Annotated in this window: 21 protein-coding genes, 1 tRNA gene and 1 pseudogene; 9 read left to right on the top strand and 14 right to left on the bottom strand. The window is 30.8% G+C overall.

Features of this window, described 5'->3' with window-relative positions; translation table 11 throughout:
- Window positions 1-122 precede the first annotated feature (122 nt).
- Window positions 123-614: a methylated-DNA--[protein]-cysteine S-methyltransferase gene (locus J3359_RS13030; protein WP_208077290.1), complete on the bottom strand. Its 492-nt coding sequence runs from the start codon at window positions 612-614 to the stop codon at window positions 123-125.
- 69 nt (window positions 615-683) lie between these two features.
- Complete coding sequence (locus J3359_RS13035) at window positions 684-1,448, bottom strand: TatD family hydrolase (protein ID WP_208077291.1); 765 nt, start codon at window positions 1,446-1,448, stop codon at window positions 684-686.
- 288 nt (window positions 1,449-1,736) lie between these two features.
- On the opposite strand from J3359_RS13035, the gene J3359_RS13040 reads away from it, so the two are divergent.
- Together J3359_RS13040 and J3359_RS13045 are read left to right on the top strand one after the other, a co-directional pair.
- Window positions 1,737-3,089 carry a DEAD/DEAH box helicase gene (locus J3359_RS13040; protein WP_208077292.1) on the top strand — a complete coding sequence of 451 codons (1,353 nt, stop codon included), beginning with the start codon at window positions 1,737-1,739 and terminating at the stop codon, window positions 3,087-3,089.
- Between the two features lie 8 nt (window positions 3,090-3,097).
- On the top strand, window positions 3,098-3,463 hold the full coding sequence (locus tag J3359_RS13045; protein ID WP_208077293.1) for a DUF8840 domain-containing protein: 366 nt from the start codon (window positions 3,098-3,100) through the stop codon (window positions 3,461-3,463).
- 113 nt (window positions 3,464-3,576) lie between these two features.
- Here J3359_RS13045 and J3359_RS13050 read toward each other — a convergent pair whose 3' ends face one another.
- The 4 genes from J3359_RS13050 to J3359_RS13065 form a co-directional block, all read right to left on the bottom strand.
- Window positions 3,577-4,731, bottom strand: coding sequence for a lycopene cyclase family protein (locus tag J3359_RS13050; protein WP_208077294.1), 1,155 nt, complete (start codon window positions 4,729-4,731; stop codon window positions 3,577-3,579).
- Between the two features lie 2 nt (window positions 4,732-4,733).
- Window positions 4,734-5,219 (bottom strand): ABC transporter ATPase, encoded by a 486-nt coding sequence (locus J3359_RS13055; protein ID WP_208077295.1) that lies wholly within the window; start codon window positions 5,217-5,219, stop codon window positions 4,734-4,736.
- Window positions 5,220-5,432: 213 nt separating this feature from the next.
- Window positions 5,433-6,044, bottom strand: coding sequence for a thioredoxin family protein (locus tag J3359_RS13060; protein WP_208077296.1), 612 nt, complete (start codon window positions 6,042-6,044; stop codon window positions 5,433-5,435).
- Between the two features lie 62 nt (window positions 6,045-6,106).
- A complete protein-coding gene (locus tag J3359_RS13065; RefSeq protein ID WP_208077297.1) occupies window positions 6,107-7,048 on the bottom strand; it encodes an NAD-dependent epimerase/dehydratase family protein in 942 nt (313 codons plus the stop codon).
- Between the two features lie 176 nt (window positions 7,049-7,224).
- Between J3359_RS13065 and J3359_RS13070 the strand changes: the two genes are divergently transcribed.
- Window positions 7,225-7,860, top strand: a complete 636-nt coding sequence (locus J3359_RS13070; RefSeq protein WP_208077298.1) for a hypothetical protein — start codon at window positions 7,225-7,227, stop codon at window positions 7,858-7,860.
- 29 nt (window positions 7,861-7,889) lie between these two features.
- Window positions 7,890-8,378, top strand: coding sequence for a nuclear transport factor 2 family protein (locus J3359_RS13075; protein WP_243765914.1), 489 nt, complete (start codon window positions 7,890-7,892; stop codon window positions 8,376-8,378).
- Window positions 8,379-8,481: 103 nt separating this feature from the next.
- On the opposite strand, the gene J3359_RS13080 is transcribed toward J3359_RS13075, so the two are convergent.
- The 5 genes from J3359_RS13080 to J3359_RS13100 all read right to left on the bottom strand — a co-directional run bounded on the left by J3359_RS13080 (window position 8,482) and on the right by J3359_RS13100 (window position 15,700).
- Entirely contained in the window at window positions 8,482-8,961 is a 480-nt protein-coding gene (locus tag J3359_RS13080; protein ID WP_208080482.1) for a regulatory protein RecX, read from the bottom strand.
- A gap of 71 nt (window positions 8,962-9,032) precedes the next feature.
- Window positions 9,033-12,572 carry an efflux RND transporter permease subunit gene (locus tag J3359_RS13085; RefSeq protein ID WP_208077300.1) on the bottom strand — a complete coding sequence of 1,180 codons (3,540 nt, stop codon included), beginning with the start codon at window positions 12,570-12,572 and terminating at the stop codon, window positions 9,033-9,035.
- A 4-nt stretch (window positions 12,573-12,576) separates the two neighbouring features.
- The gene (locus J3359_RS13090; protein ID WP_208077301.1) at window positions 12,577-13,752 is read right to left on the bottom strand and encodes an efflux RND transporter periplasmic adaptor subunit; all 1,176 of its coding nucleotides are present in this window, start codon (window positions 13,750-13,752) and stop codon (window positions 12,577-12,579) included.
- A 9-nt stretch (window positions 13,753-13,761) separates the two neighbouring features.
- On the bottom strand, window positions 13,762-15,093 hold the full coding sequence (locus tag J3359_RS13095) for a TolC family protein (protein ID WP_208077302.1): 1,332 nt from the start codon (window positions 15,091-15,093) through the stop codon (window positions 13,762-13,764).
- 7 nt (window positions 15,094-15,100) lie between these two features.
- Window positions 15,101-15,700, bottom strand: coding sequence for a TetR/AcrR family transcriptional regulator (locus J3359_RS13100; RefSeq protein WP_208077303.1), 600 nt, complete (start codon window positions 15,698-15,700; stop codon window positions 15,101-15,103).
- Between the two features lie 170 nt (window positions 15,701-15,870).
- Here J3359_RS13100 and J3359_RS13105 point away from each other — a divergent pair, with 170 nt between their 5' ends.
- A complete protein-coding gene (locus tag J3359_RS13105; RefSeq protein ID WP_208077304.1) occupies window positions 15,871-16,842 on the top strand; it encodes a polyprenyl synthetase family protein in 972 nt (323 codons plus the stop codon).
- Window positions 16,843-16,903: 61 nt separating this feature from the next.
- Window positions 16,904-16,977, top strand: a tRNA-Ile gene (locus tag J3359_RS13110).
- Window positions 16,978-17,067: 90 nt separating this feature from the next.
- Here the strand turns inward: J3359_RS13110 and cydB are convergent.
- Together cydB and J3359_RS13120 are read right to left on the bottom strand one after the other, a co-directional pair.
- A complete protein-coding gene (gene cydB / locus J3359_RS13115; protein WP_208077305.1) occupies window positions 17,068-18,144 on the bottom strand; it encodes a cytochrome d ubiquinol oxidase subunit II in 1,077 nt (358 codons plus the stop codon).
- 3 nt (window positions 18,145-18,147) lie between these two features.
- Window positions 18,148-19,479, bottom strand: a complete 1,332-nt coding sequence (locus J3359_RS13120) for a cytochrome ubiquinol oxidase subunit I (protein ID WP_208077306.1) — start codon at window positions 19,477-19,479, stop codon at window positions 18,148-18,150.
- Window positions 19,480-19,762: 283 nt separating this feature from the next.
- On the opposite strand from J3359_RS13120, the pseudogene J3359_RS13125 reads away from it, so the two are divergent.
- The 3 genes and pseudogenes from J3359_RS13125 to J3359_RS13135 all read left to right on the top strand — a co-directional run.
- Window positions 19,763-20,427 (top strand): annotated as a pseudogene (locus tag J3359_RS13125) (ISAs1 family transposase); the annotation flags it as partial.
- A gap of 121 nt (window positions 20,428-20,548) precedes the next feature.
- On the top strand, window positions 20,549-21,673 hold the full coding sequence (gene folK / locus J3359_RS13130; RefSeq protein WP_208077307.1) for a 2-amino-4-hydroxy-6-hydroxymethyldihydropteridine diphosphokinase: 1,125 nt from the start codon (window positions 20,549-20,551) through the stop codon (window positions 21,671-21,673).
- A 73-nt stretch (window positions 21,674-21,746) separates the two neighbouring features.
- Entirely contained in the window at window positions 21,747-23,231 is a 1,485-nt protein-coding gene (locus J3359_RS13135; protein WP_208077308.1) for an OmpA family protein, read from the top strand.
- A 231-nt stretch (window positions 23,232-23,462) separates the two neighbouring features.
- Here J3359_RS13135 and J3359_RS13140 read toward each other — a convergent pair whose 3' ends face one another.
- Window positions 23,463-25,865 carry a helix-turn-helix domain-containing protein gene (locus J3359_RS13140; protein WP_208077309.1) on the bottom strand — a complete coding sequence of 801 codons (2,403 nt, stop codon included), beginning with the start codon at window positions 25,863-25,865 and terminating at the stop codon, window positions 23,463-23,465.
- Window positions 25,866-26,030 lie beyond the last annotated feature (165 nt).

The following is a 26,030-nucleotide window of genomic DNA, read 5'->3' on the forward strand; positions in this document are numbered from 1 at the left end:
AACGTAAAAATAGAATTTTTAGTCTAAATAATTTATGTAAAACTCTTCTTTGATATTTCTATCCAAACCTTCCTTTTGGGGAGGTTAAAATTACTTTTTCTGTAATTTTGGGTAGTTAAAATTTAAAAAAGCGATTGTTGTTTTGTTGGATTTTCGTGTGCTAACAACCATTTTTTACGCCAAATTCCGCCAGCATAACCAGTTAAAGAACCATCTGAGCCAATTACTCTGTGGCAGGGAATTACAATCCATAATGGATTTTTGCCATTTGCAGAAGCCACAGCTCTTATTGCTTTTACATCGCCCAAAGCTTTGCTTTGCTCTAAGTAACTTCTTGTTTTTCCATAAGGAATTTCCAATAAGGCTTTCCATACTTTTTTCTGAAAAGTAGTTCCTTTTGGGTTGACAGTTAAGTTAAAACTGGCTCTTTCTCCGTTAAAATATTCTTCTAATTGAAGCACGCAATCTTGCAAACAATCGGGAATTTTTTCTTTAAAATTATTTTTAGAAACTTCAGTATCATCTAAAACAGAAACAGATTGTATTCCATTGGAATCTCCTACAATTTTTGCAGTTCCAATAGGTGTTTTGTAATATGTTGTTTCTAATTTCAAATTATATTGATTTTTTCTAAAGTTTTTTTACACAGATTTCACGGATTTTCACAAATCTGACTTTTAAAACTATACTCCAAAAACTTCTTTCGAATTCTGTGTCGTAATTTCAGCAATTTCTTTAAAAGAAAGCTCATAAATATCAACTAATTTATCAATAACATTGGTAATATAAGAACTTTCATTTCTTTTTCCTCTGTAAGGAGTTGGTGCTAAATAAGGTGCATCTGTCTCTAAAACTATGTGTTGTAAATCTATTTCATTCAGAAACTTATCAATTTTTCCGTTTTTAAAAGTGGCAACTCCACCAATTCCTAATTTCATATTGTAAGAAATTGCTTTTTCTGCTTGCTCTTTTGTTCCTGTAAAACAGTGGAAAATTCCATGTAAATCGTCACTTTTTTCTGTTTCTAAGACTTCAAAAATTTCATCAAAAGCATCTCTGCAATGTATTACAATTGGTAGTTTTTTTTCTTTCGCCCATTGAATTTGTGTTCTAAAAGCTTCTTGCTGTTGAGCAAGAAAAGACTTGTCCCAATACAAATCGATACCAATTTCGCCAATGGCATAAAACTCTTTTTTATCGATCCATTCACGAACGTGTGCCAATTCATCTAAATAATTGTCTTTTACAGAAGTTGGGTGCAATCCCATCATTAAATACACATCGTAAGGATATTTTGCTTCCAAATCTAACATTCTTTGCGTGTAAGAAGAATCGATTGCTGGAATAAAAAAACGAGAAATTCCTGCTTCTTTAGCACGTTGCATCATGGTTTCTCTGTCCTCGTCGAACTGATCTGAATATAAATGTGTGTGTGTATCTGTAATCATAGAAGCAAGTTTTTAGTACGTACAAAACTACTAAATTATTGTAGGATTACGATTGATAATTTCTGAACTTTTAAATACAGCTATCTTCTTCAATTTTAAAATTATTTTTGATGTAAATTATATATAAAATTCAGATCTTTAATATTTATTCCTTTTCACTTTTCAATTAAGAAAAAAGTTGTGCATTCGTGGCAATTTATAAAAGGAAGATTTTTTGCCTTTTCTGAACTCTAAACTAAGAAGGCTAAACTTGAAACTTTAACGTACCTTTGCGCAAAATTTAGTACAATGACCTTCGAAGATTTAGACTTATCTAAACAACTCCATTACGCAATTGAAGATTTGGGTTTTGAGACACCAACTCCAATTCAAGAACAAGCATTTTCTGTAGTAAGATCAGGAAAAGATGTTGTGGGAATTGCGCAAACAGGTACAGGAAAAACCTTTGCGTACATGTTGCCAATTCTTCGAGATTTAAAGTTTTCTAAGCAACAACATCCAAGAATTTTGGTATTGGTACCTACTCGCGAGCTGGTTTTACAAGTGGTAGATGAGATTGAGAAATTAGCAACATATATTAATGTTCGTGTTTTAGGAGTTTATGGTGGTACAAACATCAACACCCAAAAACAAGCCATTTTACAGGGGCAAGATATTATTGTGGCAACTCCAGGACGTTTGTACGATTTAGGGTTGAGCAATGCTTTAAAGCTAAAATCGATTCAGAAATTGGTGATAGATGAAGTAGATGTAATGTTAGATTTAGGTTTTCGTTTTCAATTGATGAATATTTTTGACATTATTCCAGAAAGAAGGCAAAACATACTGTTTTCTGCAACTATGACAGAAGATGTAGATCATTTAATTTACGATTTCTTTAAAAATCCTGAGAAAATTTCGGTGGCAGTTAGTGGAACTCCGTTAGATAATATCGAACAAGTTTCTTATAATATTCCTAATTTTTTTACAAAGGTAAACTTATTACATCATCTTTTAAGAGACAAGGAAATCTATAGCAAAGTGTTGATTTTTGTTGGTTTCAAAAGAACTGCAGATTTGCTATTTAAGCATTTAGAAGAAGTTTTTAATGATGAAATGTGTGTAATCCATTCCAATAAAACACAAAATTATAGAATTCGTTCTATAAGACAGTTTGATGAAGGGAAAAACCGAATTTTGTTAGCTACAGATGTAATGGCTCGTGGATTAGATTTTGAGAATGTTTCGCACGTAATTAATTTTGATACGCCAGATTTTCCTGAAAATTACATGCATAGAATTGGTAGAACTGGTCGTGCAGAAAAAGCAGGAAAAACATTATTATTCTCTACAGAAAAAGAGCAAGAAAGCAAGCAGAAAATAGAAAAATTAATGAATTACAAAATTCCTGTTTTGGAACTTCCAGAAGCAGTAGAGATTTCGAAATTGTTAACCGAAGACGAACGACCAAGAGAAGATCAAGGCATTTCTAAAAACAGAACTGGTTTAGAATATGTTCCTGGACCTGCTTTTCATGAAAAAAGTGAAAAGAATAGTAAAACCAACCAAGGTGGTTCTTACAGAAGAGAAATTGCAAAGAAATATAAGAAGCCAAAAACGCGTGGCGATAAAAATTACAACAAAAGAAACAAGAAAAAATAAGAACAGTAATGCAAGTTTTAACAGCGCAAGAATTGCATAATTTGGCAATGAATATTGTAGGAGAGAAGCTCGAAAAAATGGGGTATGAGTTTCAAGCAATTAATAGTACTTTAAAAAGACATCCGCAATTTGTATTGTTTAAAAAAGGAGAACCTACCATTTTTGTTTTGGTAAAAGCGACTAACAATATCCAAAACCCGAATAATTACGATGTTTTATGGATGGAAACATTTAAAGAACACGCAAAAAAGCAAAACGCAAAAGTTTGGTTTGCAGGAGTTGGAATCGCAAATTCAGCAAGTGTAGAAACGCCCGTTTTTAAAGACCAGCCTTATTATGTTGCTTTCGAAGATTTTATTAAAATTTTAGAGTAGCGTTTTTTATATTAAAATTATCCTTTCCTCTTTTTTGAAAGATTTAAACAGAAAAAGACCTTTTAAGTTTAGTTGCTTTATTAAAATGTTAATAATAAGATATTTAGTTTTCTTTAGTTTTCTTTAGTTTTCAATTGCTTAATCCCAGAAACCAAAAATGGTTTTAAAGGCAGGGTTTTCATAATAGAAATATCTTCTAAAATGGTGCTTTCATTTCCTAAAAAAGCCAATATTTTTTCTGCGGATATTTTTTTAAACATTTTTGTAAAAATATCTTTTCCTGTTAGTTTTTTTGATAGTAAAACATCAATTAGGGTTCTGTCGTACCAATTAAACTTTTTTTGAGTAAACGATAATGGGCGATTTGGATTTTTATCAACCTTTAAATTTGCTACAATTTCAACAACATTTTTTTGGATAAATTGAAACGTGTAGCCACTACTTGCTTTTGTAAAACCACCAGCAGTTCCTAGATTTATGATGTTTTTCTCTGGATTATGCTCGAATTTTGCCAAAGACATGGGTATAACTCCAAATTCTTCGTGCGTAATCTCATAATCATTAATATTTAATTCTTGGCTAATGTATTTTTGTAACTCCAAAGAATATTTTTCTTTTTCCAATAGAGTAGGGCTAAATAAGGTATATTCCACCAAAGCTTCCGTTTTTGAGGTGGGTAAAACATACATAAAAGTGGCGCCATTTTCTTGTGAAAGTCTAAAATCCATCAAACGACCAACTTCAGGATTAAAAGAAGGTTTTTCGGTTTTAATAACCCAACCTTTAAAATGTTGTAAAAGTGAATTTTCCTCAGTTATTTTAGGGTTGAAAATACTTGTAGAATTAAAAATATAGTTTGCAAAATAAGAAGTATTTTCTGTTTTTAAAATTGCTGAATTTTCATCAGAATTAATAGAAATAATGTTTTTTTGTAAGAAAGTTACATTGCTAAACTTCTTTGCAGAATCAAGTACAAAGTTGTAAAAATCAATTCCTTGAATCATTTTATAAGTGTAAGCACCCAAGTCTAATTTTTCTTCAAAATCGGTAGATAAAAACTCTAAAGTGTTCCATTTTGCGTGGACAATCGATTCGAATAAACCAGGTTCTTTTTCCCAATAACACCAAGTTCTATCGTTGTTTTTTTTATCATCTTTATCCACCATTAAAATAGAACGATTCTGTAGAACAGGATCTTGCAAAAGACGATACAAGAGACTTAAACCTGCACAACCAGCACCAGCAATTATGTAATCGTATTTTACCATTGTTATTTTAAAAATCGGCTATACCAACTGTTTTCAATCGCCACTTCCCAATGGTTTTCGAATTCTTGTTTTGTAGTAATTAAATTGTCGAAAACAATTGTTTTGGCAGTAACAGCTTTGTTTTTTAATAGTTTTTTAAAGTCTTTTAACTCTTTGTATTGTACAAACTTACCTTGTTTAAAACAAACATTCATTTTGTCTAAAAGTGCTACATTATAGGTTTGTTGCAATTCTATAATAAATACGACAGAAGTGTCTATGTCTTTGCTAGTAAGTGTTGTGGTAATATCGTCTGCAGTTAAAATGATAAAACGATTGTATAAAATTTTATAAGAAGCTTTAAAATCTTCGTTTTCTGCTTTCCAAGTTTCTACGAAGTTTTTCACTTTTCGTTCAACTTCTTCAATTTCATTGGCATAAAATTTTCTGCTCGATGGATAAATCCACACTTTTGCATCTTCTGGAATCGAATCGAATTCTACTAACATCGTTTTACTTTTGTAAGTACAAATATAACCAAAAGAAAAACCGTAAGCTTCATTTAAGTTTACGGTTTTAATCTATTTATTTTTAAGGGTTTTGCGCTTTAATAATTATTGCCTAAAATTCTGAAGAGTTTTTGACTTAATAAGTTGTTTGCTTACTTAGTCTTTGTCGCAAAATATTACAATAACAAAATAACTAACTAGCAAATTGCTTTGCTAAACTTCTTTAGAAACAGCGTTTTTAGCCAGTGCAATAAAATCGTCTTGTACGCTTTTGCCTTTGTCTTTGTTGTACCAAACCTGTAAATCTTCTTTAAATTGGGTATCTAAACTTCCGTTTTCGGCTTTATAATCTGCCACCATTTTTGTGGCTACAGTTGGTCTTGGTCCCCAGGTAAAAATTACATTATTATTTGTGTCTAAAGCAATTAATTTAGGAATTGCTCTACCATTATTGGTTAAAAACAAGTCCATCAATTCTAAATTCTCGTCCCTTAAAACTATTTTTAAGTCAATTTTTGGATTTATTTCTGCAATTTTATTAATTACTGGTAAATTTTGTGCGGCATCTCCACACCAACCTTCTGTAATTACCAACCAAGTTTGTGGTTCTTGTATTTTTTTAAACTCCTGTACTGTTTCATCATAAATTTTAATGGTTTTGTCTAAACGTTTCATTCTTCTGTCGTTTAACAAACTGTAATTTGTTAAAGCTGCAGATTGTTCTGGCCCTGTAGATTTTCCTTCGGAAAGTAAATCGCTAATTAATGTTCTATATTTATGGTAAGACAATGTCTTTACTAAGCTTTTTCCTATAATTTCTCTCATAATAAATAATACTAAATTCTTTAGTTTAGACGAAGTTTGTGCATAAACTTACAAAAGCGGTTTTACTGTTTTAGGTTTTTAAGAATGTCTATTGTCATCGAAGATAAATCGAATTCGTGTTTCCAGTTCCAGTCTTTTCTTGCTTTGGAATCGTCAATGGAAGAAGGCCAACTGTTTGCAATTTGTTGTCTAAAATCTGGTTTATATGAAATTGTAAAATTGGGAATGTGTTTTTTAATTTCAGATGCAATTTCTTCTGGAGTAAAATCGATTGCAGCTAAATTGTAAGAAGATCTAATTTTAACATCTTCTTTTTTTGCTTGCATTAATTGTATGGTTGCATTTACAGCATCGCTCATATACATCATTGGTAAACGCGTTTTTTCAGATAAAAAACATTCGTAATTTCCATTTTCTACTGCTTTAAAATAAATATCTACAGCATAATCTGTGGTGCCTCCACCAGGTTTTGTTTTCCAAGAAATAATTCCAGGATAACGCAAACTACGAACATCTACACCAAATTTTTTGTGATAATAATTACACCAAAACTCGCCAGAAATTTTACTAATTCCGTAAACTGTAGTAGGTTCCATAACTGTTTTTTGAGGTGTATTTTCTTTTGGGGTTGTTGGCCCAAAAACAGCGATAGAACTTGGCCAATACACTTGTTTTATGTGTTTTTCTTTTGCTAGATCTAAAACAGCCAAAAGAGAAGTCATATTTAAATCCCAAGCTTTTTGTGGAAATTTTTCTGCAGTTGCAGATAGCATTGCCGCTAACAAATAAACCTGAGAAACTTTATACTTTTTTACCATTTTTAAAATGGTTTCTTTGTCTGTGGCATCAATAATTTCAAAAGGGCCAGAAACCATCATATCTTTATTTCCTTCTTTTATATCGGAAGCAATTACGTTGTTGTTTCCATAAATAGATCGTAGTTTTTGGGTTAGTTCGTTACCAATTTGTCCACTTGCCCCTAAAATTAAGATGCTTTCACTCATATCTTTATTTCGAATTTAAATCAATAACAAAGGTACTTATTTAAGTATTCGTAAAAAACATTCACTGAACTAATTATTTGATAAAATTAAAAGTTCATTTTTTTGATTTGTTAGTATTTTCTTAAAATGTATTTGTGTATTTTTAAATTATGTATTTTTACGGCTTAAATTAAATTGTGAAATATCTAATCTTTTTACTGTTAAGTGTTTTTGTGATTTCTTGTGGAAATAAAACCCAAGGTAATACAGATGTAGAAAAAGCAAAACCTTTAATGCGTGTTTTAAAAAAGCACCAAGCAACTGTTAATGTTAAACCAGTTTTTTTAAAAGAAGTCGAAAACTGGCAAGAATTAAAGGAAATAGATTCCTTTTTTGTTAAATTTAGAGAAATATCTCCAAACGAAGCCTTAAGCAATGCTTTAGAATTAAGAGATTTGGTAAAAAGTTTAAAGGACAGTGTAACACCTACTTTATTCGATACGCCTTCTTTTAAAACTCGTGTAAATATTTTATACAACGAATGTTTACGTTTGGCAGATTTAACGCTAATTTCTGCCATTAAAGCTACTGAAATAAACAAACAGGTAGATAAAACAATTGATGCGTTTTCGGCAGTAAATACCAAAATAAACACCATTTTAACCAAAAAGAAATTCGAAGACGAGATAGATGTTAAAATCGATTACATTGGTTTAGATACTACAAAAATAGATAGCGTTTCAAGAAAAACTATTAATTTACGTTCTAAAGAAAAATTACTTGATAAAGATAATTTAGAAGAAATTTATAAGGAAAGACAACAGCAATTATGAGAAACGCGATTCTATACTCACTTTTTTTTATGTTTATAACAACAGGTTGTAATTCTTTAAAAATTGAAAAACCTTTAGATAAAACAGCAATTAAAAGAAAAATAAACACACTGTTAACAAACTGGCACAAAGCTGCAGCAGAAGCCAATTTCGATAATTATTTTGGAGTCTTGGATAGTGTTTCTATTTATATTGGAACTGCTGGCGAGGAAAATTGGACAAAAGAGGAATTTGCCAACTTTAGCAAACCATATTTCGATCGTGGAAAAGCGTGGAGTTTTACCACTTTAGAGCGTAATATTTATGTGAATAAAGATGGTGATTTTGTTTGGTTTGACGAATTATTAAACACGTGGATGGGCACCTGTAGGGGTTCTGGAGTTTTAGAAAAAACAAGTAATTCTTGGAAAATAAAGCATTATGTTTTGTCGGTTGTAATTCCAAATAACGATATTCAAAAGGTTATAGAAGCTAAGAAAAAGAACGATTCTGTTTTTTTGAAAAAATTTGATAAATAGTTTTTGCAGCTACTTTCTAGTTGTTATTCTGAAAAGAATCTTGCACATTATTTTTACTTTTTCTTGAGACGTTTGTAATGTAGCAAGAAAAAATATTTGTAAGTTAAGAAACAGTTTCATTTACGACTTTGTAAATCAGCTCATTTTCAAAACCTTTTCGTATTAGAAAGTCGATTAGTTTTTTCTTTCTTTTAAAAATGTTTGGCTCAGAAATTAAGGCATTTTTATTCTCTGTGATTTGGTAAATAGTTTTAATATATTCGGTTTCGTTAATTTCTTTTAAGGCCGTTTTAATATTGTAAGTAGAAATGTCTCTAAATTTCAATTCTCTAACAATTCGTTGTTTTCCCCAGTTTTTTATGCGGAATTTTCCACGAGCAAAATTTTTACAAAAGCGTTCTTCATTTAAAAAATTATCTTTCATTAAACTTAAAAGAATTATTTCTTTGGCCTCAGGAATTAAATTATAATCACGCATTTTTTGTTCCACTTCTTTGTGGCATCTATCTTGATATACGCAGTAGTTTTCTAGTTTACGTTTGATTTCTTCAACCGTAAAAGATTTTTTCTTTTGTTTAAACATCATTGTCGAAAATACAAAAAAGGCTAAAATTTTTATAATTTCAGCCTTTTTTTCTATAAAATTATTAGAATTTAAATTTGATTTTTCTCATCCAACCTTTTGTCCATATTAAATACCAATTCTTGGTTTTGTTTTTCTAATTGATGAGGTAATTTTCCTTTGATTCTCATCTTTAACTTTGTAATTAAGAAGAATAAAATAGGTACTACAATTAATGTTAAGAACGTTGCAATTAACAATCCGTAAATAACAGTTTTTGCTAAAGGACCCCAGAAAACAACATTGTCTCCACCCATATAAATGTTGGCATCAAATTCGCTAAACAGGGTAAAGAAGTTTATGTTTAAACCAATAGCTAAAGGTATTAGTCCTAGAATAGTGGTAATTGCAGTTAATAAAACAGGTCTTAAACGAGCTTTACCTGCTTTTACAATAGATTCGAATAGACTATTTAAGGGTAAATAATCTTCATTTGCAACATTGTCTTGTATTTTTCTTCTGTCTATTAATAATTGTGCGTAATCTAACAAAACTACACCATTGTTTACTACAATTCCTGCGAGAGAAATAATACCAACCATGGTCATCATAATAACAAATGGCGCTCCAGAAATAACCAGACCTCCAAAGACTCCAATAAAACTTAAAAAAATGGCCAACATAATAATTCCTGGTTTAGAAACCGAATTAAATTGGAAAATTAAGATAAAGAAAATTAACATTAAACCCGTAAAAAAAGCACCAACCAAAAAGGTCATTTGCTTGTTTTGTTCTTCAATTTGTCCTGTATAATCGATTTTAATTCCTTTAGGCATGTCTTTAAAACTCTTCATTGAGTTTTGTATTCTTGCAACTACAGCTCCAGCATCTGTTTCTCCAGGAGAGAGTGCAGAATACACAGTTACTACTCTTTTTACATTTTTATGTTTAATGGCACTAAACCCAGAACTATTGGTTTGTTTTGCAACAGCAGAAACAGGAATTTCTTTAATTTTTCCAGTAGCTGGATCTCTAAACGTTATTTTTTGATTAAAAACAGCGCTTTTATTATACCTGTCGTCTTCATTAAAACGAACATAAATATCGTAATCTTCTCCATCTTCTTTATAAATTCCTGCTTTATTTCCAAAAATAGCAGCTCTTAATTGTTGCCCAACTTGCCCTGTAGAAACACCTAATTCTCCGGCTTTTTTTCTATCTACTAGAACTTGCATTCCTGGTTTCGATTTATTTACATCTATCTTTAATTCATCTACACCAGAAATACTTTGCGTATTTAAATAATCTCGCATTCTTTCTGCTGTAAAAATTAATTCCTCGTAATCTTCACCATTTAATTCAATATTAATGGGTGGTCCAGTTGGTGGTCCATTGGCATCTTTTTCTACTGAAATTAAAACTCCAGGATAAATACCAACCAAAGCTGCTTGTACTTTTTGGCGTAAAATTTCGCTATCTTCTCCACGTCTGTATTTATACTCACGCATGGAAGCTGTAATTTTTCCTTTGTGGGGCATTTCTGCGGAAGAACCTCCATCTGTTTGTGGGTTTCCTGCTCCTTCACCTACTTGAGAAATTGTACTTTCTACCAAGAAATTATAATCGCCATCTGTGTATTGATTTTGATTTAAAACACTGTAGACTTTTTGCTCAATTTCTTTGGTAATTTGGTTTGTTTTCTCGATATCTGTTCCTTCAGGATACTCGATATAAACAATAATTTGGTTTGGTTTGTTGTCTGGGAAAAACTCAATTTTGGTTCTTTGAGATTTAACAGACATTCCAAAACTCATAAAAGCTAAAATGAGTAAAACAAAAGTTCCTGTAACTAAAACATAAGGTGTCCAGCCAGAGAGTGCTCTTTTTAGTTGTTTTTCATACCAGTTTTCTAAAGAAGCCAAGGTGTTTTTTTGAAAATTATTCGCTGCTTTTCTTAAAAACAATCTATATACCCACAACATAATCGCTGTAAATAGAATTAAAGTTCCTAAGGCATTGTATTCTCCTCCAAAGAAGAAAATTAACAATCCAATTACTGCCATAATACTGGTTAATCGAATAATGCTTTTTAATGGCATGTCTTTGTCTTCTGTACTCATAAATTGAGAAACCAACACTGAGTTAAAAAATATTGCTACAAATAAAGAGGAACCTAAAACAATCGACAAAGTAATTGGTAATATAACCATAAACTGTCCCATAATTCCTGGCCAAAGACCTAAAGGAATAAATGCTGCGACTGTGGTTGCTGTAGAGATAATAATAGGAAATGCAATTTCTCCAATTCCTTTTTTGGCAGCTTCAATCCTGGTCATTCCTTCTTCGTCCATTAATCTGTAGACGTTTTCTACCACCACAATTCCATTATCTACCAGCATTCCAAGTCCCATAATTAACCCGAAAAGTACCATTGTATTTAGGGTATAACCCAAGCCTCCTAAAATCATTAAAGACATAAACATAGACATTGGTATGGCAAAACCTACGAAGATGGCGTTTTTAAATCCAAGGAAAAACATTAAAACAATAACCACTAAAATAACTCCAAAAATAATGTTGTTTACCAAATCGTCTACTTGCCCAATTGTTTTTGGGGATTGATCGTTTGCAATTGTTACTTCTAAATCTTGTGGAAAATAATTTTGTTTTGCTTCTGTTACAATTTTGCCAATTTTATCTGCTGCAGCCACCATATTTTCGCCAGATCTTTTCTTAACATCTAACATTACAACAGCTTCGCCATTTTCTCTTGCGTAGGTTGTTTTGTCTTTATCTCTAAAGAAAACTTCAGCAACATCTTTTAAGTAAATGGGATTCCCGTTTTCAGACTTGATTACAAAATCTCCTAAATCGGATGGTTTTTCTATTTCACCAATAATTCTAATGGTTCTTCTTTGCTGACTTGTAATAAAATTACCAGCAGACATGGTTACATTTCCACGATTTATGGCGTTTGTAATGTCATCAAAACTGACTTTTGCGGCCATCATTTTATAAATATCTACAGCAACTTCTACTTCTTTTTCTTGCGCTCCACGAATATCTACTTTTTTGATTTCTGTTAAATCTTCAATTTCATCTTGTAAATACTCTCCATATTCTTTTAGTTTTGCAACGGGATAGTTTCCAGAAATATTAATATTTAAAATCGGAATTTCTTCAGACATGCTCAGTTCAAACACATTGGGTGTTACTTTGGCGCCGTTAAAAGTTGGCCAATCTTCTCCTGCAGTTTCTTGATCTATTTCGTCTTTTACTTTTTGCTTTGCTTTATTTACATCAATTTTCTCATCGAATTCTACTGTAATTATGGAATAATCTTCTTGAGAAGTAGAGGTAATTTTAACTACATTACTTATCGATTTTAGTTTCTCTTCTAAAGGATTTGTTACGAGTTTTTCGATATCTTCTGCTGTATTTCCAGGGTATACAGAGCTTATGTAAATTTTCGTTTCGTTTATTTCTGGGAAATTTTCTCTTGGCATCGAAAAATATGCCGAAATTCCTAAATAAAGAATTAAAAACATTAGGACATAAATAGTGGTTTTATTATTTATTGCCCAAGACGAAAGTTTAAACTCTTTATCTACTTGTTTGTTTTTTTTCGCCATTTTATTACTTTTTATTAATCACTTTTACAGCCTGACCATTATTTACACTTCTTGCACCTTCCATAATAATTTCTGAACCAGCAGGTAAATTTTTTAATACTTCTATCATATCTCCCTGTGTTTTTCCAGTTTCTATAATTAATCTTTTTGCAACTGCTTCATTATTGTTTTTTTTATCTTTAATGATGTAGATAAATTGTTCTCCTTTTGCGTTTTCAGATATAATAGATTGTGGTATTAAAATCGCATTTGGGTTTGTGTAATCATTCAGTTTTAGCCTTGCAGTTAAGTTTGGTTTTACTTTTCCTTTTAAATTTGGTACACCAATTTCAATTTTAAAAGAACGATTATTGGGGTTTATAAAATTACCAACTTGTCTAATTTTAGAGTTTACAGTTTCACCTAAAACTGGGAAATTAACTTCCACAATTTTGTTTTCTGTAATACTACCTATATATGTTTCTGGAACTTCTGTTTCTATATACATATTAGAAAGGTTTACGATTCTAAATATTTCTGATCCCATTCCAGGAGCAACTACAGTGCCTCTTTCTTTAAAAACATCGTCTATAATTCCTGCAAAAGGTGCTCTAATAGTAGATTTGCTTAACTGACTTTTTAATTGTTTTACAGCATTTGTTTGCGATTTGTAATTTGTTTCGGCTTGTAAAAATTGAATTTCAGATCCAATTTTTTGATTCCATAATCTTTTTTGACGCTCGTAAGTTGTTTTTGCTAACTGTTCGTTTGCTTCTAATTGTGCTAATTGAGACGACATTCCACCATCATCTATTTTTGCTAAAACTTGTCCTTTAGAAACTCTTTGTCCTTCTTTAACATATACGTTCTTTAAAATTCCAGGCGTTTCTGGATACACTAAAACATTCTGTTTTGTTTGCACATTTCCTTGCAGTTCTATAAAGTGATTAAATACTTCTTCTTTTACTTTGTAAGTAGTAATTAATGGAATGTTTTTATCTTCATTTAAATCTTCTAGCTTGTCGTTTAATTTCTTTAAATCGTTTGCTAAAGCTTGTTGTTTGGTATCTAATTCTGCTTTTTTAGATTTTATTTGAGCAACGTCGTTTGTCGCTAAAACATCGTCTACAGAAACTTCTTTTTTGTTTCCACAAGAAGTTATAATAAGTATTGTAAGGAGTAATAAATATATGTTTTTCATAATAATTGGTTATTTAGCTGGTATGTTTAATGCGTTTTCTAAAGTTGCTTTTTTTGCAATTACATCTAACATAGATTGGATGTAGTTTTGTTGTTGTGTGTATAATTGATTTTGTGCCTGTAATAAATCGAAACTAGAAGAAATTCCTTCGAAAAATTTAATCCTTTGTTTTTTTTCTATTCTTTCTGATAAGGCAAGGTTTCTTTTTGAAGTTTGATAATTTTCAATACTAAATTGATAATCGTTCTTTGCTTTTTGAGCCTGTAAGCTTAAACGTTGCTTGGTTTCTTGCAGTCTTAAATCTGCAGTTTCTAAGTCAATTTTTGCTTGTGCGGTTTTTGCGCTTCTACCCAAACTGCTAAAAATAGGAATGTTTAAACTTATGCCTAACAAAGAAGAATCGAACCAACGTTGGTTACTGTTTAAGAAGGTAAAAGAATCGGAGTTTGCTTGAGCACCATAATTTACAAATGCGGTTAAAGTTGGCAGGGCTTTACTTTGTTCTAGTTTTACTAATAAACGTTTAGACTCACGATCGTTTTTAGCAATTTTAAAATCGATATGATTATTAACATTAAATTCGGTTGCAATAATAGCTAAATCGATATTTTGCACTGTTAAAGAATCTAAACTATCTGTTAATGTTAATTTGGTATCAATAGGGTTTCCAATAGAAAGATTTAACATTTGATATGCGATATCTTTCATTCTAGCAACATTTCCAAGTTGATTTTTTAAATTTCCTAAAGTAATTTCTAACTGCTCTACATCTTCCTCTTCGTTTAATCCGTTTTCGTAGATTTTCTTGGCATCGTTGTAATTTTTCTGAAGAATTTTAATATTTTTTTCTAAAATTGAAATGGTATTTTCACTTACTAAAACATTTCCGTAAGCATTTATTACAGCTTCTTTGGTAACCATTTCTGTTTTAATATTTGCTTGTTCAGAAATCTTTAAAAATGTTTTGGAAGCCTGAAGACCAACCAAATAAGAGCCATCGAATAATAATTGTTTTAAAGTAACAGAAGCGTTCATGTTTTGCTTGGTTCCAAAAACAAATTCTTCATTGGTTCCATCTCCATCAAAATCGGCCAATGTTACAGGTTGTTTTATAAAGTTTTGATAATCTACTTTCGCATCAATTTTAGGTAAACCAATGGTCGTGGTTTCCCATACTTTTTTTTGTGCGGAAAGAATATCGTTTTGAGAAGCTCTAGTATTATAACTATTCTCCAAAGCAAAATTAATTGCTTGATTTAAAGAAAGGCTCATTTCTTTTTCTTGAGCATGTATACTCAAATAAAATAAGCTTATAAAAAAGATCAATAGTATTTTTTTCATTTGATTTTTATTTCTGATTTAGTTGATTTTTTAATTCTTGGATTCCTTTTTCTGTTGCAATACCTCTAATATGGTATTCTAAATAATTATTCATTAGCTCGTTCATAGAGAAATTTGTTAATGGAAAAATTTCTTGGTCTTTTATACCAATCATCCCATAAAAATAAATTCTAGAGGTAAAATCGATATTAATATCTTTTCGGAACAATTCTAACTCTACACCATTTTTTAAATTATCTTTTATAGTCTCTTGCATTACATGAAACTGTTTTTGTTTTAAAGATGCATATATTTTTGGATAATATTTTTGAAGTTGATATTGTGGAGAAGACTTCTCGTCTTTTAAATGATCCATAACCATTCTCTTAATGGAGAACATTTCTTCTATTGGATTTAATTTTTTCTTACAAATACCATCAATTCCAACGCAAATAGTGTCGAATATATAATCTGTAACAGCAATAACAAGCTCTGTTTTGTTTTTAAAATATTTATAAATGGTTTTTTTAGAAACACCTACATTACTTGCAATTTCATCCATAGTAACACTCTTAAACCCTAAGTTTAGGAATAAGTCATTCGATATTTTTAGAATTTTATCCTTCATATTTATTAAGAGTTTCCTTTAAACGATGCTTAAAGGTTTCTTTATTTCGAGTGCAAATGTACGAATGGAAACTTTAGAAACAAAAAAAGTTTCCAAAGTTTTGGTGTTTTTTTTACTTTTGAGTAAGAAAGTGAAAATTCTTTGCATTATTTTTACAAAAAATTACAGATTTGGATATTTTAAATTATCAAAAAGAGTTCTTATCTTATTTAGAATCAAAAAAATGGATTCAAGAGCCTAAAAACTTATATAAACCTATAGATTATATTCTACAATTAGGAGGAAAGAGAATTAGACCTGTACTAACTTTAATGGCAGCAGATATATTTTCTGACGGATTTAAAAAAGCATTGCCAGCAGCATTAGCTGTTGAGGTTTTTCATAATTTTACTTTGGTTCATGACGATATTATGGACGATGCTCCTCTGAGAAGGGGTAAAGCAACTGTACATGAAAAATGGGATATTAATACAGGAATTTTATCTGGAGATGCGATGCTTATTTTGGCATATCAATATTTTGAAAATTACGAACCTGTTGTTTTTCAAAAATTAGCAAAATTATTTAGCAAAACTGCCTTAGAAGTTTGTGACGGACAACAATTAGATGTCGATTTCGAAACAAGAAACGATGTTACCATAGACGAATATATTAATATGATTCGTTTAAAAACATCTGTTTTAGTTGCTGCAGCTCTAAAAATGGGGGCAATTGTGGCAGAAACAAACGACGAAAATGCCAATTTAATTTACGATTTCGGCTTAAATTTAGGCTTGGCTTTTCAGCTACAAGACGATTATTTAGATACTTTTGGAAACCCAGAAACTTTTGGTAAACAAGTGGGTGGAGATATTATAGAAAATAAAAAAACATATTTATACTTAAAAGCACTGGAGGTTTCCAACGAGCATGATAGAGGAAAGTTAAAATATTTGTATAGAAAGAAATTGAAAGACAATACTGTTAAAATTGCAGATGTAAAAAGGGTTTTTAAGGTAAACGATATTCCTTTTTTAATAAAAGATCAAATAGAAAAATATACTCAAAAAGCTTTTGATACCTTGGCTAAAATGGATATTGATGAAGCAGGAAAAACCAACCTTAAAAACTTTGGTTTATGGTTAATGAATAGATCTGTTTAAGATTTTTCTTTTTTATTATTAGATTTTTAAAATAAATAGTACATTTGCATCCAATAATTTTGGTCCCATAGCTCAGTTGGTTAGAGCACCTGACTCATAATCAGGTGGTCCTTGGTTCGAGCCCAAGTGGGACCACTTTATTTACAAGCCTTTACAGAAATGTAGAGGTTTTTTATTTTTTATAGCTACAATAATAGTTATAAAGGGGTTTTCAATAATTATTAATTAATGTTCTCCATACTTTATATTGTCCATTTTTCCTTTAAAAACCTTATGAATGATAATTGTATAAACAACAACCAATACAGCTGAGATAATAAACCATTTGGCTCCTACAGACAATCCGTATTGATCTGCTGCGACATTGTAAACGGTTAAAGAAGGGTTTACGGCGTTGGTAGATGGTAATATATTAGGAAAAATAGAAGCGACCGTTGTGGTAAACCCTCCAAATAAAAATAAGGAAGAAAATATAAATCCGTAGCCATCTTTTCTAAAGGATTTTACCTTGAATAAGCCTAATAAACCCGTGAATGTAATGAAAGGGAAAATCCATATCCAAGGGTGGTCTATAAAATTATGAAAAGGTTTAGGATTAATAATATGCCAAATTGAAACTGAGATTATAACTAGGGCTACTAAGACAAAATTTAGCTTAAAAATAATGCTTTTTAGTAGTTTATTTAAAGTAGAATCTGTTTTAAAAATAATCCAATTTGCACCATGAATGGTTAAAGAAATGACTCCGATAATACCTAGCAATACCGTAAACCAATCTATAATTCCTAAATGTTCAGCATATGGACTAAAAGACGGGTTCCATAAGGGTAAGAAAAAAAAGTGTGCCTCCTGTGTAGAAACACCATTTTCTACCATCCCCAAGTTAACACCTCGTACAATATTCCCTAAAGCAATGCCAAAAAATAAAGCCAATAATAAACTAGCGATACCGAAGGCTTTATCCCAAATGCTTTCCCATATTAAATTATGTATCTGTCCGCGTAACTCTAAACCAATGGCTCTAAAGATTAAAAGCCACAGAATCATAATCAATGGTAAGTAGAACCCACTAAAAGAAGCCGCGTATAACGTTGGAAAAGCAAAAAACAACACCCCACCAACAGCAATAAGCCATACCTCGTTTGCATCCCAAAATGGTCCAATAGCATTTCTAATTGCTTTTTTTTCTTTCTCGGTTTTAGCAATGAATAAATGAACAATTCCTGCTCCAAAATCATACCCATCTAATATCATATAAACTGCAAGCATCACAACCACAATAATGTACCAAAATATCTCCATAATTTATTGTTTTTCTATATGAGGACCCTTGTAAATAATTTTTCCAATTACGATTAAAAAAAGCAGGCCTAGAAGTAGGTATAAACCAATAAAACCTAATAAGGTGAACAATGTATTACCCGACGAAACAGTTGGCGAAATGCCATCTGCCGTGCGTAATAAATTGTAAACTAGCCATGGCTGCCTGCCCAACTCGGCTGTGTACCAACCCGCTGTATTAGCTATGTATGGGAAAGGTATCATAAATATGATTGCCCACAAAATCAATTTTGTCTTGTATAGCTTTTTTCTCAATAATTGTAGCATGGCAAAACCCATTAAGGCAATAAAAATAGTGCCCAGTCCTACCATTATATGATAGGCATAATATAGTCCTGATATATTAGTGGGATGGTTTTTTTCATCAAATTCATTTAATCCTTTGATTTCTCTATTCCAGTTTTGATAGGTTAAAAAACTCAATATATTCGGAATGGCAATTTTATTATCCAATTTTTTGTTCTGTATATCTGGCTGACCAATAATAATAATTTCAGAACCGCCATCTTCTGTCTCAAAAATACCTTCCATTGCAGCAAATGTGATTGGTTGGTATTTGACTACATTTTTTGCTGTCCAATCGCCCGTTGGAAAAGCTACTAAAAGAGATGAGATAAGACCTGTAATAACACCAGTTTTTAGAAAGAGCTTACCAAATTTACTGTGTTGATTGTTGAGAAGGTAAAATGCACCAACGCCACCCACTACAAATGAAGCAGTTACTACCGATGCTAATTGATTATGGATATAAGAAGGCCATAGCCAAGGGTTGGAAAACAATGCTGAAAAATTATTGAGTACGAATTTTCCATTTTCTAAAATCTCATAGCCTACTGGGTACTGCATCCATGAATGGGTGGCAATAATTAGAAGACCGCTTGCCCAAGAGCCAAGAAAAACTAAAAAACCTGTAAGAAAGTGTAGTTTTTGCCCCAAAAGTTTTTCTCCAAAAAGAAATAACCCTAAAAATGAAGACTCTAAAAAGAAAGAAAACATGCCTTCCATGGCTAGGGTTTGCCCAATTATACCGCCTGTTAATTCAGAAAATTTAGCCCAATTGGTACCAAATTGAAATTCCAGTGGTATTCCTGTAACAACACCCATTACAAAATTAATTGAAAAGATTTTCATCCAAAATTTTGCAGCATCATTATACCTATTATCTTTGGTATACAAGTATTGTCCCTTAAAAACAACAATTAAAAGGGAAAGCCCCATGGTAAGCTGTGGAAATAAATAATGAAACGTGATAGTAAACGCAAATTGCATTCTATCATAGAACAGCATATCTTCCATAAAATTTCTTTATAAGGATTGATAGGTGAACTTATCTTGAAAGCACAAGGCTAATTCCAATCACTTCAAAATCATTCATCTAACAACAAATACATTTTTTAGTTTAACCTTCGTAAGTTACGACAAAGATAAAAAATTTTATATTTATAGGCAATCCTGTCCCAAATAAATTCAGGGCAGACGCATTAAAAACAGGTTTTATTTTTCAAGTTCTGTTTTGAGCAAATTCACTGTTAATTAGCAACTTATTTGTTGCTTTTTAATATTATATTTTGTATTGATAATCAATGTTTTATATGCTTTAAAAACAACAAATAAACTAAAGACTATATTTGGTCAAATACCCGACTTTAGGTGCTCACACAAACAACTTTACGATTTAGAGAGCATCCTCCTTATTGGAATAATTTCGGTCATCTGTGGAGCAAATAGTTGGAATGAAATGGAAAACTATGCACAATCAAAAGAAGAATTCCTACTTACTTTTCTTGATTTACCCAATGGGATTCCGTCTCACGATACTTTTAATCGCGTATTTTCTAATATTGATAGCTCTCAGTTTGAATCCTGTTTTGTCCAATGGGTAACATTGTTAGAACAACAGCCACAAGAAGTTATCGCTATTGATGGCAAAACTATTAGAGGAGCTAAAGCAAATGGTAAAAAATCTCCTGTTCATATGATTAGTGCTTGGGCGAATGAGAACAACCTTGTTCTTGGTCAAGTCAAAGTATCTGAAAAATCTAATTAGAGATTTTAGCAGTAAAAGCCAATCAAGAAGAATTTCTTGAACATATAGAAGATGAATTTAGATTTGCTAAAATTACAGATGCAAATACATATTACAATTTAGATCATGGAAGAATAGAAACACGTATTTGTAGCTGTATTAGAGATTTCAAATTCATCTCTAAAGAGAATCCTTGGATAAATTTAAAAACTATTATCGTAACTAATTAGATAAAAACAATAATATTTTAAGAAATTATAAAAATTGCTAATTAATTTTAGCGATTTTTTTCGTTTATAGACTTTTTATAAAATGCTTTTATTTTCTTTGTAATTCTTTATGAAAATACAAAATCATACATATTTATCTTTAGGAACCAATCAAGGAAATAAATTAGAGAACCTTCAAAACGCTATCAATTTAATCGCAGTTGAAATTGGTGATGTTCAAAAAATCTCCTCCATTTATAAGACGCCTGCTTGGGGTTTTAAGGGAAATAATTTCTATAATATATGTATGCAGGTTTTTACGAATCAAAATCCAGAGGAATTAATAGCTTCTCTCTTACAAATTGAAAAAAAATTAGGCCGAGAAAGAAATAACTTAGGAGTTTATCAAAACAGAAATATAGACATAGACATCTTATTATTTAATGATGAAATTATTTTATCAAAAGATTTAATTGTTCCACATTCCAAAATGTTAGCCCGTAAATTTGTAATGGTTCCTTTAGCAGAAATTGCACCAAACGCATTTCATCCAATAGAAAAAAAACAAATTCGTATTTGTTTACAAAACATTAATGATACTTCTGAAATAGAAAAAATTGAAGAAAAACTAATTTGTCCTATTTCTTTATCAGAAAAATACAATTACATCGCTATTGAAGGAAATATTGGTGCAGGCAAAACCTCTTTAGCAAAAATGTTGTCAGACGAGTTTACAGGAAAATTAGTTTTAGAACGTTTTGCAGACAATCCCTTTTTACCAAAATTCTACGAAGATAAAGAACGATATGCATTTCCATTAGAAATGAGTTTTTTAGCCGACAGATATCAACAATTAAGCGACGATTTAGCACAATTCGACTTATTTAAGAACTTTATAATTTCAGATTATTATATTTTTAAATCTCTAATATTCGCACAAGTAACTCTTTCTAAAGACGAACTTTTTTTATACAAAAAAATGTTTAATTTAATTTACAAAGAAATTACAAAACCCGATTTGTATATTTACTTATATCAAAATACAGATCGTTTATTAGAAAACATTAAAAAAAGAGGAAGATCTTATGAGCAAAATATCGAAAAATCATATCTAACAAAAATTCATGATGGTTATGTAAGCTTTATCAACACTCAAAAAAAATTAAATTTATTAATTATAGATGTATCTGAAATTGACTTTGTAAACAACAAGAAAGACTACAATTTTATAATTGATAAAATAAAGAATAATTAAAAAAAAAATTATATTTTTGCTAAGATAATTATTCCCCCCAAAATTTGTTAAATTAACAAAATAAATAAACCCAATGAGGAGAATTTTTTTAGTTGCTATTTTAAGTTGTATTACAACAACTGCAATATTTGGTCAATTTACTACAGACGAAATTACTTACGGAAATCGAATCGATTTAAACAACAGTAACAGTTGGGCTGTTGGTGCTGGATTTAGTAACTTTATTATGCATGGAGATTTACGTTCTATTGGAACTGGAGACGACACAAACTATTTTAATTTTGGAGCTTTCGCTTATGTAGATAAAATGTTCAATCCACTTTTAGGCTTAGAGCTAAAAGCATTTTATACTCAAATGTCTGGAGGAGCTCAGTATTTCTCTACTACAGACCAATATAGAGTTTTATATACAAAAGACAATGTTGTTTTACAGGATAATATGTATTTCAAAGGAAATGCCTATGGTGCTGAACTAAACTTAATTTTTAGTTTCACAAATTTATACCAAACTACTGCAACTAAATGGAATATTGCTGGTTACTTTGGTGTAGGTTATCATCAATATAACTCCGCACTTTTCGAAAGAGAAGCTAATGGTCCAGACGAACTTTTAGTAGATTTTGGTAAAAACCCAGCAAGAAATAGTGAAAACCAAGCAAGTTCTATTTATTTATCTGCACAACTAGGTGTTAAAAGAAGAATTAGCAAAAGAGTAGACATAGAGTTTAGAACAGGAATGTACTTTAATTACGAGGATCATTTAGATGCGGCTATTTCTAATAAACAAGATTGGGAAACATTTTTTGTTTCAAGTATAGGTGTTGCTGTAAAATTAGGAAAGAAAAAAATATTTAGTATTTGGGGTGATCAGGCAAATAATGCACGTAATGGAGGTACATTTAAAATTGTTGATACAGACAAGGATGGTGTAATGGACGAATTAGATATCGAACCAAATACACCTGCTGGAGTTATGGTTTATGGTAATGGTAAAGCTGTAGATTCAGATAAGGATGGTTTACCAGACTATAAAGATAAATGTCCATTAGAATATGGACCAGAATCAAATGAAGGCTGTCCATTAAATGTAGATACAGATGGAGATGGTATTATGGATGGTAAAGACTTATGCCCTAATACAGTTGGTACAGTAGAAAATAGAGGTTGTCCTGAACAAGAAAAAGGAAGTTCTTCTAACATTAACCAACAAATTGCATTGTTAGCTGCAAGTATTTATTTCGATACAAATAGCGATAAAATAAAATCTATCTCATTTAATACTATTGGTAAAATTATTTCTTTAATGAAAGAAGTGCCAGATGTTAAATTTGTTATTGAAGGACATACAGATAACAGAAATAGCGATAGATATAACTTATACTTATCTCAGAAAAGAGCCAATGCTGTTAGAAAATACATGATACAACAAGGTATTGCAAACGAAAGATTAACAGCCAAAGGTTATGGTGAGTCTAGACCAAAGTTTTCTAATGAGAATGAAGGTGGAAGACAACTGAACAGAAGAGTTGAGATTAAAGCTGCAAGTTCAATCGATTAAAAAGCTTTAAATACATTAAGAAGAGATCGCCTAAAAAATAATTTTTAGGCGATTTTTTTATACATATTCTAAAATTTGTAAGATTCTTATCTTTTCAAGAATAAACTAAAATTTGCAAACAAGTCTTACCCAGTCTCTAAGTTTCGAGAAAGTGGGCTGTTTAAGTTCTTTTATCTCTTGGTAAAGAGATAAAAAGCGAGTAACAAAAGCAGAAAATAGCGACAAAAAAATCTATGCCTCCATAGATATTAGAACCATTTTTAATTCCATATACGTAATATCTGCATCTACTTTTTCTTTGAGCGCACTTAAAACCTTTACCTCACCAGCTTCTTCGATTTGATTACGGATTTTTTTATAGCGTTTTAAATCGATTAATTCTAACACATCTATGTCGCCTGAAGAGATGTAATTCGCCAAATGATTTTCGATGGTTCCTGTTGTTAAGCTGCGTTCTTTGGCAATTTCTTTGATAGATAAACCCGATTTAAACAACTCAAAAGAAATTTGTTTTGTCGGTTTTTTAGCTTCTTTTTTCTGCTCGTTAAATTTGTTTATTCCGTTTTCTGTGCAATACTTATTTATAACTTCTAAAATTTCGTCTCCATATTTTGCAACTCTGGTTTTACCCATTCCTTTTACTTTTAAAAGCTCTTGTGGAGTTCTTGGCAAGGTATCGCACATGGCATACAAAGCTTCTTGGGTAAATATTTGAAACGCAGGAATGTTTTCTGCAATACGAATTTCGTCTCGCAATTCTCGTAATTTTAATGCCAAAATTGGGTCGCGTTTCGAAGCTACTTTTTTCTTCTTTTTCGACTCCATATTTTGCAAAACTGCTTTTGCTCTTACTTCTAAATACGACTGAACTTTAAAACCAGTCGTCATTTTTTGTAAGGCAAATAACTTTTCTTCTAATTTTTCTTGAAGTGAATCAAACTGTTTTGAGAAATCTTTTTTTACAGCTTTATTATCTGTGGAAAAATTAATGGCATCTAAAGGTTTTGCGATATTATTTTGTGTGTGATTTAAAAAATAAGCAACTGCTTTTGTAAATCGTTCGTGAATTGTAGAACTATTTTCTGGAAGAATATTGTCTTCTGAAAGTACTTTTAACTGATTTTTAAAACTATTGGAAACTCTCATTAAAGCAACAACTCCATCGTCTTTTATCGTTTGCAAATGATCAACAACATCACCTTTTATACTGGTTTGGTTTTTATAAAAAATATCGATTAATCTTGAAATTGGATATAAAAATGGTTGATAATCGAATAACTCCGAAATTAAATTCAGTTGAAATTCAATTTCAGATTGGTTAAGAATATTTTCATCTGGATGATTTTCTTCTACCTCTTTATTAAAAACGCTAACGGTTTTATCATTTATAATTGCATTGCTGGTAATTGGCGTTTTTAAAACCAAACCTTCCAAAGAAGTACACCTACTTAATGCTACATAAGTTTGCCCATGTGCAAAGGATGCTTCTGCATCTATAATTGCTTTTTCGAAGGTTAACCCTTGACTTTTATGAATGGTAATTGCCCAAGCCAAACGTAATGGAATTTGTGAAAAAGCGCCAACCAAATCTTCTTTTATCTCTTTTGTTTCTTCGTTTATGGAGTAATTAATATTAGACCAAGTTTCTTTTTCTGTAACAATTTCATCTGCTTCATTTCCACATTGCACAGTTACAGAAGTTTTAGAAATGTCTGTAATAATTCCTATTTTTCCGTTGAAATATCTTTTTTCTTGTGAAGAATCGTTTTTAATAAACATAACTTGCGCACCTACTTTTAATTCTAATTTGGCTGCATTTGGATACGAGTTTTCACTAAATTTTCCTGAAATTTCAGCTTCAAAAAAACGACTTTTATTGGTAATTTTATTAAGCTCTGAATTGTTGATTAAATTCGCCCTATTATTATGAGTTGTTAGTGTAATATAACCTTCTTCTTTACTTGGAGAAAAAGTTGGATTGTAACGTTCGTTTAAAATTTTAGCTGATGTTGAAGATAAATTATCGTTTCTAATTTCATTTAAAATCGTAATAAAATCTTCGTTTTTCTGACGATAAATATGTTTCAGCTCAATAGAAACTACATTTGCTTCTTGAAACGCTTTTGAGCTAAAAAAATAAACTGTATTGTAATATTGTTGCAATAAACTCCATTCATTTGGTCGAACAACTGGTGCTAATTGTTGCAAATCGCCAATCATTAAAATTTGTGCACCACCAAAAACTTTATTTCGGTTTTTATAACGACGCATTACTTGATCTATTCCATCCAACAAATCTGCACGAACCATAGAAATTTCGTCTATAATTACTAAATCTAAAGATTTTATAATATCAATTTTTGTTTTCGAAAACCTACGTTGTTGGTTATTTGGAGGCTGATTTGGTAAAATAGGCCCAAAAGGCATTTGAAAAAAAGAATGAATCGTAACACCTTTTGCATTAATTGCTGCAACTCCTGTTGGTGCCACAATTACCAATCTTTTTAAAGATTGGTTTTTAATTTGATGTAAAAAAGTAGTTTTTCCTGTACCAGCTTTTCCTGTAATAAACAGGTTTCTATCTGTTTTTTCGACGAAGTCTATCGCAAGTTCTAGCTCAGGATTTGTTTGCATTTTCTACTTTTTGATGCAAGGTAAAAAATCAATAAGTATTTCTATTTATTATTATTGATAAATTCAATAATTTTCTTATAATTTTTATTCCAAGGAAAAAAGAACTGAGTCATCATAGGAATATGTTTCATAGTTTGATAATTTATTTTCACTTCCGGCTGAAAC

This window comes from Polaribacter cellanae (assembly GCF_017569185.1).
GTDB classification, from domain to species: domain Bacteria; phylum Bacteroidota; class Bacteroidia; order Flavobacteriales; family Flavobacteriaceae; genus Polaribacter; species Polaribacter cellanae.

What these genes read in the sequence shown, in the direction of transcription:
- J3359_RS13045 (WP_208077293.1), top strand. Translation starts at nt 3,098, where the DNA reads ATGCAAGTTTTAACAGCGCAAGAATTGCATAATTTGGCAATGAATATT.
- cydB (WP_208077305.1), bottom strand. Translation starts at nt 18,144, where the DNA reads ATGGAGATATTTTGGTACATTATTGTGGTTGTGATGCTTGCAGTTTAT.
- J3359_RS13095 (WP_208077302.1), bottom strand. Translation starts at nt 15,093, where the DNA reads ATGAAAAAAATACTATTGATCTTTTTTATAAGCTTATTTTATTTGAGT.
- J3359_RS13120 (WP_208077306.1), bottom strand. Translation starts at nt 19,479, where the DNA reads ATGGAAGATATGCTGTTCTATGATAGAATGCAATTTGCGTTTACTATC.
- J3359_RS13090 (WP_208077301.1), bottom strand. Translation starts at nt 13,752, where the DNA reads ATGAAAAACATATATTTATTACTCCTTACAATACTTATTATAACTTCT.
- J3359_RS13035 (WP_208077291.1), bottom strand. Translation starts at nt 1,448, where the DNA reads ATGATTACAGATACACACACACATTTATATTCAGATCAGTTCGACGAG.
- J3359_RS13050 (WP_208077294.1), bottom strand. Translation starts at nt 4,731, where the DNA reads ATGGTAAAATACGATTACATAATTGCTGGTGCTGGTTGTGCAGGTTTA.
- J3359_RS13085 (WP_208077300.1), bottom strand. Translation starts at nt 12,572, where the DNA reads ATGGCGAAAAAAAACAAACAAGTAGATAAAGAGTTTAAACTTTCGTCT.
- J3359_RS13075 (WP_243765914.1), top strand. Translation starts at nt 7,890, where the DNA reads ATGTTTATAACAACAGGTTGTAATTCTTTAAAAATTGAAAAACCTTTA.
- J3359_RS13065 (WP_208077297.1), bottom strand. Translation starts at nt 7,048, where the DNA reads ATGAGTGAAAGCATCTTAATTTTAGGGGCAAGTGGACAAATTGGTAAC.
- J3359_RS13140 (WP_208077309.1), bottom strand. Translation starts at nt 25,865, where the DNA reads ATGCAAACAAATCCTGAGCTAGAACTTGCGATAGACTTCGTCGAAAAA.
- folK (WP_208077307.1), top strand. Translation starts at nt 20,549, where the DNA reads ATGAAAATACAAAATCATACATATTTATCTTTAGGAACCAATCAAGGA.
- J3359_RS13060 (WP_208077296.1), bottom strand. Translation starts at nt 6,044, where the DNA reads ATGAGAGAAATTATAGGAAAAAGCTTAGTAAAGACATTGTCTTACCAT.
- J3359_RS13055 (WP_208077295.1), bottom strand. Translation starts at nt 5,219, where the DNA reads ATGTTAGTAGAATTCGATTCGATTCCAGAAGATGCAAAAGTGTGGATT.
- J3359_RS13135 (WP_208077308.1), top strand. Translation starts at nt 21,747, where the DNA reads ATGAGGAGAATTTTTTTAGTTGCTATTTTAAGTTGTATTACAACAACT.
- J3359_RS13080 (WP_208080482.1), bottom strand. Translation starts at nt 8,961, where the DNA reads ATGTTTAAACAAAAGAAAAAATCTTTTACGGTTGAAGAAATCAAACGT.
- J3359_RS13040 (WP_208077292.1), top strand. Translation starts at nt 1,737, where the DNA reads ATGACCTTCGAAGATTTAGACTTATCTAAACAACTCCATTACGCAATT.
- J3359_RS13100 (WP_208077303.1), bottom strand. Translation starts at nt 15,700, where the DNA reads ATGAAGGATAAAATTCTAAAAATATCGAATGACTTATTCCTAAACTTA.